This window comes from Halorubrum salsamenti (genome assembly GCF_007671685.1).
GTDB classification, from domain to species: domain Archaea; phylum Halobacteriota; class Halobacteria; order Halobacteriales; family Haloferacaceae; genus Halorubrum; species Halorubrum salsamenti.
Map to the genome: position 1 here is coordinate 82485 of NZ_VCNL01000003.1, position 11596 is coordinate 94080.

Annotated in this window: 12 protein-coding genes; 8 read left to right on the forward strand and 4 right to left on the reverse strand. The window is 70.4% G+C overall.

Annotated features, from left to right (window positions below):
• Nucleotides 1-17: 17 nt before the first annotated feature.
• A complete protein-coding gene (locus FGL94_RS09470; RefSeq protein WP_144923999.1) occupies nt 18-932 on the reverse strand; it encodes a serine/threonine-protein kinase RIO2 in 915 nt (304 codons plus the stop codon).
• A gap of 236 nt (nt 933-1168) precedes the next feature.
• On the opposite strand from FGL94_RS09470, the gene FGL94_RS09475 reads away from it, so the two are divergent.
• From FGL94_RS09475 to FGL94_RS09490, 4 genes are all read left to right on the forward strand, one after another.
• Nucleotides 1169-2065, forward strand: a complete 897-nt coding sequence (locus FGL94_RS09475) for a lipoate--protein ligase family protein (RefSeq protein WP_144924002.1) — start codon at nt 1169-1171, stop codon at nt 2063-2065.
• A gap of 100 nt (nt 2066-2165) precedes the next feature.
• On the forward strand, nt 2166-3002 hold the full coding sequence (locus FGL94_RS09480; RefSeq protein WP_144924005.1) for a deoxyribonuclease IV: 837 nt from the start codon (nt 2166-2168) through the stop codon (nt 3000-3002).
• A 100-nt stretch (nt 3003-3102) separates the two neighbouring features.
• A complete protein-coding gene (locus FGL94_RS09485; RefSeq protein ID WP_144924008.1) occupies nt 3103-3591 on the forward strand; it encodes a hypothetical protein in 489 nt (162 codons plus the stop codon).
• A gap of 65 nt (nt 3592-3656) precedes the next feature.
• The gene (locus FGL94_RS09490; protein ID WP_144924010.1) at nt 3657-4463 is read left to right on the forward strand and encodes a class I SAM-dependent methyltransferase; all 807 of its coding nucleotides are present in this window, start codon (nt 3657-3659) and stop codon (nt 4461-4463) included.
• A gap of 555 nt (nt 4464-5018) precedes the next feature.
• On the opposite strand, the gene FGL94_RS09495 is transcribed toward FGL94_RS09490, so the two are convergent.
• Genes FGL94_RS09495 through FGL94_RS09505 form a run of 3 tightly spaced genes read right to left on the reverse strand, consistent with a single transcriptional unit; the run spans nt 5019 to nt 8086 of the window.
• The gene (locus FGL94_RS09495) at nt 5019-5663 is read right to left on the reverse strand and encodes a DUF7095 family protein (RefSeq protein WP_144924012.1); all 645 of its coding nucleotides are present in this window, start codon (nt 5661-5663) and stop codon (nt 5019-5021) included.
• A gap of 54 nt (nt 5664-5717) precedes the next feature.
• Nucleotides 5718-6278, reverse strand: a complete 561-nt coding sequence (locus tag FGL94_RS09500; protein ID WP_144924015.1) for a Mut7-C RNAse domain-containing protein — start codon at nt 6276-6278, stop codon at nt 5718-5720.
• Nucleotides 6278-8086: a helix-hairpin-helix domain-containing protein gene (locus FGL94_RS09505; RefSeq protein ID WP_144924018.1), complete on the reverse strand. Its 1809-nt coding sequence runs from the start codon at nt 8084-8086 to the stop codon at nt 6278-6280. The genes FGL94_RS09500 and FGL94_RS09505 overlap by 1 nt, the downstream gene beginning before the upstream one ends.
• A gap of 559 nt (nt 8087-8645) precedes the next feature.
• On the opposite strand from FGL94_RS09505, the gene FGL94_RS09515 reads away from it, so the two are divergent.
• The 4 genes from FGL94_RS09515 (at nt 8646) to FGL94_RS09530 (ending at nt 11568) form a co-directional block, all read left to right on the forward strand.
• The gene (locus FGL94_RS09515) at nt 8646-9395 is read left to right on the forward strand and encodes a YIP1 family protein (protein WP_144924024.1); all 750 of its coding nucleotides are present in this window, start codon (nt 8646-8648) and stop codon (nt 9393-9395) included.
• 89 nt (nt 9396-9484) lie between these two features.
• Complete coding sequence (gene dcd, locus FGL94_RS09520) at nt 9485-10111, forward strand: dCTP deaminase (RefSeq protein ID WP_144924027.1); 627 nt, start codon at nt 9485-9487, stop codon at nt 10109-10111.
• Nucleotides 10108-11007: a thiamine-phosphate synthase family protein gene (locus tag FGL94_RS09525; protein WP_144924030.1), complete on the forward strand. Its 900-nt coding sequence runs from the start codon at nt 10108-10110 to the stop codon at nt 11005-11007. Before dcd ends, FGL94_RS09525 begins: the two co-directional genes overlap by 4 nt.
• Nucleotides 11008-11115: 108 nt before the next feature.
• Entirely contained in the window at nt 11116-11568 is a 453-nt protein-coding gene (locus FGL94_RS09530) for a pyridoxamine 5'-phosphate oxidase family protein (RefSeq protein ID WP_144924032.1), read from the forward strand.
• The last annotated feature ends 28 nt before the right edge of the window (nt 11569-11596 follow it).

An 11596-nucleotide genomic window follows, 5' to 3' on the forward strand; every position in this document is an offset into this window, starting at 1 on the left:
ATATAGTCGAGTGCGGTTTATTCTCCGCCGAACGCCCGAATCGACTTAAAAGAGCCGTCGACGATCGCGTCCGCTATCCCGTCGACGTCCCCGCCACGCGGCACCTCGTGGGGATACTTCCGCCCGAAGTATCGAAGGAGGTTCTCCACGTCGCGTTCGAGGAACTCGCGGGCGTTCTCGTGGTCGACGGGGACCGCCTGCGGCCAGTCGAAGATCGTGATCCCACTCTCGGCGACCGCGACGTTGTGCTCGGACATGTCCGCGTGGACCCACCCGAGGTCGTAAGCGGTCACCAGCTCTCGGAGGACGAGGTCGAGGACGCCGATCGCCTGTTCGGGATCGAGCTTCGCGCGCGCGAGCTCGACGCCGTCGAACTTGTCCATCACGATGGCGTGGCGGTTGTGGTCGACCGGCCGCGGCACCGACACGTCGGGGTACAGCGCCTCCATCGCCTCGTACTCCCGTTCCGCCGCCTTGCGCGCGGTGTACAGCCAGGAGACGTGGTCGCGATCCGCGGTGTACTCGCGCTCGCGGTTCACCTCGCGGAAGTTCGTGTACCCCTCGCGGTGGTATTTCAGAGCGAGGGGTTTGAACGACTGCGCCTCGTACACGTCGCCCTCCTTACCGAACCCCAGGGGCGAGCCCACGCCGTCGATGGTCTCGCGCTCGGCGAACGTCCGGAGCGCCAACGCGTCGTACCCCTCGAAGGTGAGCTGGTACCCCTCGTACTGGATCGTCTTCCGTTCGATCAGCTCGCGGTCGAGACACCGATCGATCCGGTAGTCGACCTCCTCGCGCGTCAGGTCGGCGTAATCGGGGAGCTTGTCCCGGCGGACCCACTCCGAGAAGCGCATTCCCTGCTCGACGCCCGAGAGGAGATAGAAGTCCTCGGGATCGAGCTCGGCCATGTCGCCGGCGACGTTTCGAACCATACGCGCCCCTACTCCGGCGATTCCTAAAAGGGACGCGCGTCCGGTGAGCGACGGTATAAATCATATTGTACGATATCAAATCGACTGGGCGGATCGAATCACGGCCCCTCGAACGCAACCGCTTTCGGACGGGACGCCGACGTGGGTCGTATGCACGCGGACGGAGCGCAGGACGAGGGCGATAGTCGATCGGGAAGCGCGGACGGTGGCCGATCGCGGAGCGCGGGTGGTGGACGGTGACCGCGCCGGCGGGCGACTGGCGGCTGATCCGGGAGGAGCCGCGGCCGGGCCCGATGCAGATGGCGCTCGACGAGGTGGCGGCGGAGACGGCGGCCGCCGGCGGCCCGGCCACCGTGCGGACGTACCGGTGGGACCCGAGCTGTCTCTCCCTCGGCTACCGACAGGACCCGGAGACGGTCGACTGGGCGTTCTGCGAGCGCGAGGGGATCGACGTGACCCGACGCCAGACCGGCGGCGGCGGGATCTACCACGACGGGCGCGGTGACATCGCGTACTCGATAGCCGTCCCCGCCGCCGACGTGCCGGGCGAACTGCTCGACTGCTACCACCTGCTGTGTAAGCCCGTCCTCGACGCCTTCGATCGGCTCGGGATCGACGCGGGCTACGTCGAGGAGGAGGTGCCAGAGCTGTACCACCCGGCCTGCTACCTGCGGGAGCTGCACCCGGCACACGACGTGGTCGCCGGCGGTTCCGGCGGCTCCGACGCCTCCGGCGACTCCGTCGACAGCGGCGACCGTCGACGGAAGATCGCCGGCAACGCCCAGTACCGGAAGCGAGACGCCGTCATTCAGCACGGCTCGCTGACGTTCTCGGTCGAGGCGGAGCGCCACCTCGGGACGTTCGCAGACCCGCCCGTGACGCCCGCCGAGTTCCGTGATCGGGTCGTCGGAATGGACGAACTCGCCGATATCGATCGGGCGGACGCGGTGGCGGCGGTGGAGGCGGCGCTCGTCGCGTGGGTGGCGGGGGAGGGCGACGATCGCGAGGGCGTCGCTCTCGACCGCGACGGTTCGTGGACCGACGCGGAACTCCGGCGCGCGGAGGAGCTCGTCGAGACGAAGTACCGGGACGAGGGGTGGGTCCGGACACAGCCCGGGAACGGGCACGCGTAGCGTCCCGGGGGGTCGGAGACGCAGGACCGCCGTGACAGATCGCAGGCGGCGATCGCTCCGGTTCCGAAGGGGCTTTTTCCGGCGCTCGCGTGGAAACGGTATGAGCCTCAAGGTCGGCGCGCACGTCTCGATCGCGGGCGGCGTGGACAACGCGGTCGAGAATCAGGTGGAGGTCGGCGGCAACTGCGGACAGATATTCACCCACTCCCCGCAGGTGTGGCAGGACCCGAACATCGGCGACGAGGAGGCCGAGCGGTTCCGAGAAGGCACCGAACGCGATCTGGAAGGTCCGTGGATGATCCACACCTCCTACCTCGTCAACCTCTGTACGCCCAAGGAGGGGCTCCGCGAGAAGTCGCTCGACTCGATGCAGAAGGAGGTCGACGCGGCCGACAAGCTCGGGATCCCGTACGTCAACGTCCACCTCGGCGCGCACACGGGAGCGGGCGTCGAGGGCGGCCTCGACAACGCCGCGTCGGTGATCGACGACATCGACGTGCCCGACGGGGTCACGATCCTGGTCGAGAGCGACGCGGGCGCGGGCACGAAGCTCGGCGGCGAGTTCGAGCATCTGGCCGGGATCATCGACCGCACGGAGACGGACATCGACGTCTGCGTCGACACCGCTCACGCGTTCGCGGCGGGCTACGACCTCTCGACGCCCGAAGCGGTCGACGAGACGATCGCGGAGTTCGACGACGTGGTCGGGTTAGAGCACCTTCAGTACATTCACCTCAACGACTCGAAGCACGCCTGCGGCACCAACAAAGACGAGCACGCCCACATCGGCGAGGGGCTCATCGGCGAAGACGGGATGGAGCGGTTCCTCAATCACCCGGACCTGGCGGACGTGCCGCTCGCGCTGGAGACGCCGACCGAGAACGGCAAGAGCTTCGCGTGGAACATCGACCGCGTCCGCGAGCTGCGGGCGGAGTGAGCCTGGGGCGAGTAGGCCGTTAGCAGACGAATATCGGGTCGTTCGGAGGCATTTAAAGCGTCCGACGCGCCTTTATATATCAAGAGCCTGATCCACGGATATGACCACCACGAAAGCGCTGCTGATCGGGCAGCGGCGTCGGTTGGCCCTCACGATGGTCGGGGGGTTCGCCGGCCTCGTGGCGCTGGCGCTGGCGGTCGCGGTCTTCGCCGAGCGCGCGGACATCCAGACCGCGGCGGCGGTGACGGACCGACTCGTCCCGCTGTTGGTGTTCTACGCGCCGGCGCCGATCGCGGCCGCCGGGGCGTACGCGCGCTGCGGCGGACCGGCGTGTCTGACCGTGGGCGTCGTGCCCGCCCTCGTGTTCGCCGCGCTCGTAGTCGTCGGCACCGTGTTCGGCGTCCCCGGCGTGGGCGGCGGCGACGCGCCGCTGGGCGGGGTGACGATGTCGTTCGCGCTCGTCGGGTTGAGCGGGGCGTTCGTCGGCTACTGTGCCGGCGTCACCGCCGCTCTCCTCGCGGACCTCGCGGGGATCGGCGGGGGCGACGGCGAGGGTGGTGGCGGCGACGAGACGGACGGCGCGGAGTGAGGGACGGTCCTGCCCGGACGACCGAGTTCCGTACGTTTATTCTCCTCTGCGTCGAACGCGGGAGCGTGCGACGCTTCTCCGCGGAGTATCTCGAACACACCCGTCGCGGGATGTGGGCCGACGGCCGGGAGGCGCTGACGGACCTCGACCTGCCGAGCCGCCGCCGCGTCCTCGACGTCGGCTGCGGCACCGGGGAGCTGACCCGGGTCCTCGACGCGGAGACGGGGCCCGACGCGACCGTGATCGGCGTCGACGCGGACCCGGAGCTGTTGGGGGTCGCCCGCGAGGAGACCGGGCTCCCGTACGTCGCCGGCGACGCGACGCGGCTCCCCCTCCCGGACGACGCCGTCGATCTCGTCGTCTGTCAGGCCCTCCTCATCAACCTCCCCGACCCGGCCGCCGCGGTCCGGGAGTTTTCTCGGGTTTCCTCTGAGCTGGTGGCCGCGATCGAGCCCGACAACGCCGACGTGACGGTGGCCTCCACCGTCGACGCCGAGGAGCGCTTGGAGCGGGAGGCGCGGGAGGCGTACCTGCGGGGAGTCGACACCGACGTGGCGCTCGGCGACCGCGTCCGCGAGGCGTTCGCGGCGGCGGGGCTGGACGAGGTTCGGACCCGGCGCTACGTCCACGAGAAGCGGGTCGCGGCGCCGTACGCGGAGCCGGCGCTGACCGCCGCGGCGCGGAAGGCCTCGGGCGCGGGGCTGGCCGACCACCGCGAGGAGCTGGTCGCGGCGACCTCCGAGCGCGCGTACGACGACCTCCGACGGCGCTGGCGCGAGATGGGTCGGGAGGTGGTCGACGCGATCGGAGCCGAGGAGTACGAGCGCGTCGAGCGCGTCCCCTTCGACGTGACCGCGGGACGAGTGGCGTGAGAGAGTACGTGAAGCGGATCGGTCGAGTGGTTGTTTATAAGTCGAGTTGAGGTGTTGTCGGCGGCTGTTTATAAGCGATTGACGACTCTACGGTGAGGCCTGCAAAGCCTCAGCCGCTCGCTTATAAACGGGTGACTGACAATCGGCGGTGAACACCGCCAAAGCCCCAGCCGCGACGACTCGATGGGCTCGCTGCGGTCCTCGGTCGCTCGCGTTGCTCGCTCCCTGTGGTCCTTACGTCGTCATCAGAACGCGGAGCGTTCTGATTGGCTCACGGGAGCGTTGCTCTCGTGAACGCCCGTCTTCGTCCTTCCGGGAGACTTCGTCTCCCGTCTTTCCGCTCGCTACGCTCGCGGAAATCGCGACTGCCCCTTTGCGTCCCGACCGCACCGCAACCGCGCCTCACACCTCCCCAGCCTCGCGGCTCACTTCGTTCGCCGCGTCCCTCGCGCGTGCGACTCGCGCCCTTACCAAGGCGCTCGTCGGCACGCGCCACCGCATCGTTCACTTATAAGCGACCGTCGGTAGCGATCTGTTTCACCTACTCCCGTCGAGTCACACCATATCGCCGCGCACCGACGCCCCCTCCTGCTCGGCTCGCTGCCGCTTGAGCACGTCCGCGGCCTCGTTGGCCACGTCCTCGTCGGCGCCGAGCATCCCGAGCGCGGCGGGGAGCGTCGGCATCGCGAGGGAGGCCTCCCGCAGCCGGTCGAACGCCTCCTCGTCGCGGGTGCCGTCGACCCACAGGCAGACCCCGCGGGGGTCGAGCACCTCCTCGTAGGCGTCGCGGGCGAGGGCGCCCTTCAGGCGCTGGCGCACGTTGTCCTCGAAGCTCGCGTTGCACACTTCGAGGTGAATGGGCTCGTCGTCCGCGACGAGCTCGGCCGCGAGGCACTTCTCGGGCGCGGCGTACCCGTTGTCGCTCGCTCGCACGCGATCGGGATGGGCCTCGGCCCACTCGGCGCGCACGGAGGTGCCGACGCCCTTGACGCCGTACTCGGCCGCGAAGTCGGCGGCCGCCTCGGTGTCGCCGCCCATGATCACGTCCTTCGTGACGTACACGTCGAGGCGCTCGACCGGGTCGAGCCCGAGCGCCACGTCGCCGAACGCCCACACCTCGCGGACGGGGACCGGCATGGTCTCGCGTTCGACGCGGTCGACGAGGGTCTCTAACCGGGCGACGGCCTGCTCGCGATCCATTGCGGGACCGTAGGCGAGTCGCGGCCAAACCGGTTTCGCTCGGTGGGCGGGGGGTCAGACCGCGTCGAGGCGCTCGGAGACCGACTCCCAGTGGCTCCCCTTCCAGAACCAGCGCCCGCAGTCGCAACAGCGCCACGCGGGGCGGGCGTCGACGTCGGATTCGGATTCGCCCGCCGGCGACACTCCCACGTCGTCGGGGACGTACTCGGGGCGGTCGTCGGGATCGGGTCCGGCCGAGGCCGAGATCCGCTCGACGCGCCCGTTACAGGCGCCACAGCGCGTCGGCTCGTCGGCGAGCGCGACGGGGTATCCCGCGGCGGCGACCTCGCGGAGCTGGTCGAGCACGTCGCGCTCGGCGAGGAGGACCGCGTCGTCGGCGCGGGCGGCGAGTTCGCGGTCGCGGGTGATCAGGGTCCGATCTTCGGTGGCCGCGAGCGCCAGAATCCGGTCGTCGTCCTCGATCCCGCGGTCGAGCGCGTAGGCGGCGTCGTAGCCGCACATCCGGAGGTAGGTGGCGAGTTTGCCGCACATCGCGTCGAGGAGGACGCGAGGGGGGTCGCCGTCGGCGGCGGTCGGTTCGTCGTCGCCGGCGCCCGTCCCGCCGTCGGTCGGCATCAGTCGTCGAGGAACGCCCGGATCACCACGGGCGAGCGCGCGTTGAGCACGTCCGCCGTCTCGGCCCAGCCGCGTCGAGCGGTGTGGACCCCGTACCGGGCGTTGTCGAGCTCTCGGGGCGAGTGCGCGTCGGTGTCGACGGCGATCGTCGCGCCCGCGTCGATCGCGGCCCGGACCATATCTCCGTCGGCGTCGAGCCGGGCGGGGTTCGCGTTCACCTCGATCGCGGTGCCGGCGGCCGCGGCCGCCTCGACCACGGCCTTCACGTCGGGCGCGATTCCCGGCCGGCTGTTGATGATCCGTCCGGTCGGGTGGCCGAGAACGTCGACGTGCGGGTGTTCGACCGCCCGGATCAGCCGTTCCGTGGCGGCGGCGGAGTCCTGGCCCAGCGCGGAGTGCGGCGAGGCGACGACGATGTCGAGGTCGGCGAGCGTCTCGTCGTCGGTGGTGATCGCCCCCTCGGCGTCGATGTTGGCCTCGATGCCGTGGAGGACTTCGATGTCGGCGGCGGCGGCGTCCCCATCGCCGGCCGCGACCGCGCCGTCGACCGCGTCGATTGCCTCCGCGACGGCCTCGGCCTGCTCCGCGATCTCGGCCTCGTCGAGCCCGGTGTTGCCGAAGATCCCCGGGCCGGCGGCGTGGTCGGTGACCGCGTGGGCGTCGTAGCTGCGCTCCGCGGCCGCCTCGATCATCTCCGCGATCGAGAACCCGCCGTCCGACCAGTCGGTGTGGGTGTGGAGGTCGCCGCGGAGTTCATCGGTCGCCACGAGGTCGGGGAGGTCGCCGTCCGCGGCCGCCGCGACCTCGCCGTTGTCCTCGCGGAGTTCGGGCGGCACGGGCTCCATGTCGAGCGCCTCGTAGACGCCGTCCTCGGTCGCGCCCGCGACGCGCTCGCCGACCCGCTGGCCGTCGGTCTCGTCGGCGGCGTCCGGATCGGCGACGTCAGAGATATCGAACAGCCCGTACTCGTTGAGCTTCAGGTCGCGGTCGATCGCGCGGTTGCGCACCGCGACGTTGTGGGCGCGCGAGCCGGTGAAGTACTGGAGCGCGGCGCCGAACTCCTCGCCGTCGACGATCCGGAGGTCCACCCGGGTGCCGCTCGCGCGGACGCTCGCCTTCCCGGTGCCCGCCTCGATCGTCGCGTCCGCCTCGGGCCAGTCGGTGAACGCCTCGACGATGGGCTCGCGCACGTCGCTGGCGACGAGCAGGTCGACGTCGCCGATGGTGTCCTTCCAGCGCCGGATCGAGCCGCACACCTCCGCCTCGGCGACCGCGTCGAGGTCGGCGAGGTAGGCGAGGGCCGCGTCCGCGACCGGGCGGGCGTCCCCGAGGCGGGTGCGCTTCCGGGCCTCGCGCGCGAACGGGATGTTGTCGAGGATGTTCTCCTCGGTCTTGGCGCCGAAGCCGGAGACCTCGCGGATCCGCTCCGCCTCGGCCGCCTCCTCCAGTTCGTCGAGGGTGGTGATTCCGAGCGCCTCGTAGAGGCTCCCGACCGTCTTCGGCCCGACGCCCTCGACCGCGGTCAGCGCCTCGATGTCGGCGGGCAGCTCCGAGCGGAGCTCCTCCAGCTCCTCGATCTCGCCGGTCTCGAAGTACTCGACGATCTTCGACGCGATCGCGTCGCCGACGCGGTCGATCTCGGCGACCGCGTCCTCGCCCTCCCCCGCGAGGTTCTCGATCGGCGCGGTGTGCTCGCGGACGTTCTCCGCGGCGCGGCGGTAGGCGGTCGGCTTGTACTCGACGCCGGTCGCTTCGAGCCGGTCGGCGAACTCCTCTAAGAGACCGGCGACCTCGTCGTTACGGCTCATTGGGTGACGGTTCGACCGCGCGGTACTAATAAGTGAGAGCGATCGGGGTAGATCGATCGCGGTCTGATCGTTGTCGTTTATAAGCGGTCGACGGTGGGTTGGCGGCGAGGACAGTCAAGGCCGCGGGCGCTCGCTTATAAATAGCTGTTGACGACGGATCCTCGATGAACTCCGCCAAAGCCCCAGCCGCTCGGTCGTACGTGATCGACGCTCGTTCGGTGAACTCCGCCAAAGCCCCAGCCGCGAGGGCGGCGTACGCTCGCTGCGCTCCTCAGTCGCTCACTCCGTTCGCTCCCTGTGGTGCTTACGTCGCCTATGCCGCCCTCGCGGCTGCCCCTTTGAGTCCCACCCCCGCACCGCAACCGCACAGCCTCACACCTCCCCAGCCTCGCGGTTCGCGCTCTTCGAGCGCTCACCGCATCCCTCGCGCGTGCACCTCGCGCCCGATGGGCGCTCGGTGGCACGCGCCACCGCAGAACGACTTATAAAGAGCTGCAGTCACCCGGTCCCGAACCGTCGATGGGCAAGACACTTGTCGGATCTCACGGATCCCCCGCGTATGCCCTCCCCGCTCGCCCCGCTGTCCGGACTCGTCGGTGGCCTCCTCGATCGCTCGCGCGCCGGCTTCCGTCGGCTCAAACCGGGAGGAAAGGGACTCGCGGTCGGCGTCGTCGTTGTCGTCACCCTCGCCACGATCCTCGGGGTCGTCGCGCTCGGCGCCGCCTTCGACGCGGCGATCGACCGCGAGGTGACGGTCGACAACCCCGACCGGCCACCGGAGGCGACCTGCGAGACGTTCGACGAGGACGACGACTCCGTCTTCGCCGGGCAGTGCGACCGGCCCGAGCGGATCGAGGTAGACGTGGGCGAAGAGTTGCGGAGCGCGGCGAACGGCTACGTCGGCTACGCGCTTATCGGCGTGCCGATCTGGTGGGCGGTCTTCGCGCTCGCGCTCCACGGCGGGGCGCGCGTCGCGGGCGGCGCCGGCTCCCTCGGCGACTCGTTCGTCATCGCGGCGTGGGCGATCGCGGCGGAGGTGGCCCGACTGGTCGCCGGGCTCGCCGCGATCTGGTACGCGCTTTCGACGGCGACCGTCGACGGGACCACGCTGGAGGCGATCGCGAACGAGATCGTCGCGGCCATCTCCGCGATGCAGGGGCCGCTGCTGGCCGCCTCGGCGGTCGTGATCGCGGTCCAGTGGGTCGTGGTCGTCGGCGGGCTGGAGGCGTACCACGACCTCGATCGGGGGATCGCCGGCGCGGTCGCGGGCGTCTTCGCGCTGCTCGGGGTCCTGCTCGCGGCGGTGTGACGGGCGTCCGCGCGACCGGCGGTGCCCCCGGCGCCCCGGGCGTCCGCGGATTCGGGAGTTTTTAACCCGGTCGGGGCCCCTCTCCCGACATGATCCTGTCGGACGCGGACATCCTCGACCGCCTCGCGGACGGGGACCTGGTGGTCGAGCCGCTCGACGACGTCGACCAGCAGGTCCAGCCCGCGAGCGTCGACCTGCGGCTCGGCGAGCGCTTCTTAGAGTTCCAGCGCACGAACATCCCCTGTATCCACCCGACCGAGGCCGACGAGGTCGGCGACTACGTCACGGAGACGCGGGTGCCAGAGGGCGAGGAGTTCATCCTCCATCCGGGCGACTTCGTGCTCGGGACCACCACGGAGCGCGTCGAGATCCCGCCGGACCTGCTCGCGACCGTGCAGGGCCGGTCCTCGCTCGGCCGGCTCGCGATCGTCATCCACGCCACCGCGGGGATCGTCGACCCGGGGTACAAGGGCCAGATCACGCTGGAGCTGTCGAACCTCGGCACCGCGCCCGTCGCGCTCACGCCCGGGATGCGCGTCTCGCAGCTCATCTTCACGGAACTCAAGTCGCCCGCGAACCGCCCGTACGGGGTCGAGCGCGGCTCGAAGTACCAGGACCAGGACGGCCCGCAGGCCTCCCGGATCGGCTCCGATCCGGAGTTCGACGGGGACGAGAGCGGCGAGGAGGCCGGGAGGAACGTGGAGGAGGACAGATGAAGTTCATCGAGGAGGTCGTCGTCGACGAGTTCCTCCCGACCGTGCGCTCGATGCTGGCGGAGGACCTCCGCGAGCGCGGCTTCACCCAGCGCGAGGTCGCCGACGCGCTCGGCATCTCCCAGTCGGCCGTCTCGAAGTACGCCCACGGCGACGTGGCGCGCCACGACCGGATCGTCGCCGACGAGCGCGTCCGCGAGCTCGTGGAGCGCGTGGGCGAGGGGCTCGCGGCGGGCGAGATGACCCCGGTCGCGGCGCTCGTCGAGATCGAGGTGCTGATCCGCCGGCTGGAGGAGGGCGACCTCCTCGCGGACCTCCACGAGGAGGCGATGCCCGCGCTCGCCGACGCCGAGGTGGAGTTCTCGGTCCACGACCCGGACAGCGGGCTCCGCGAGCGCGAGCGCGTCCTCTCGTCGGTCCGGCGCGGGCTCCGGACCCTGACGAACGCCTCCGGGTTCGCCGGGCTCATCCCGAACGTCGGCGCCAACGTCGCTGAGTGCCTCGACGGCGCGCAGACGATCGACGACGTGGCGGCCGTGCCCGGTCGGCTCGTCGACGTGAAGGGGCAGGCGATGGTCCCGGGAGAGCCCGAGTTCGGCGTGAGCGAGCACGTCGCGACGGTCCTGCTCGCCGCGCGCGAGGCGGGCGCGACCGCTCGCGGCGCAGTGAACGTGCGGTACGCCCCCGAGACCGTCGAGGCGCTCGCCGCCGACCATCCGACGGTGGAGTTCGACCCCGAGCGCCCCACTCGGGAGGCGGTCACAGACGCGGTCGCCGACGCCGATCCGAACGACACGCTCGTCCTCTATCAGACCGGTGCGGTCGGCATCGAGCCGATCGTGTACGTCCTCGCACCGACCGCGTCGGAGGCGGCCGCGATCGTCCGCGCGATCGTGTAGGCGAGTCGTAACGGGCCGACGCATAGGTGAGGCGTAACGGGCCGACGCATTCCCCTCCCTTCGCGGTCCGTGGCCGGTCTTCATTATCGTGCCCGTCCAATGTCACGTATGACCGGTCCCGACGCGGTTCAGATGGAAGACGACGAGCGCGACGAGTTCCTCGGGCGATCCGGGACGGGGGTTCTCTCCCTGTCGACGGCCAGCGACGACCCCCCGCACTCGGTCCCGGTGTCGTACGGGTACGACCCGGTCGATGAGGTGTTTTACTTCCGGCTCGCCGTCGGGGGAGAGAGCGGAAAGGCGAACCCCACCGACCGCGGAACCACGTTCGTCACCTACGGCGAACGCGACGGGCGGTGGAAGAGCGTGGTGGCAAGCGGTCGGTTGGTGTCGACGACCGACGAGTCCCTTTCCACGGAGTCGCTCGCCGGGCTCGAACGCACGAAGCAGATACCGATAGTCGACATCTTCGGCGAGCCGACGAGTCAGGTGGAGTTCCAGTTTTACCGGCTCGATCCGGACCGGCTCACCGGCCGCGTCGAACGGTCGTTGGACTCCTGAGTCACCTCCCCTCGGGACCGGTGCCGAG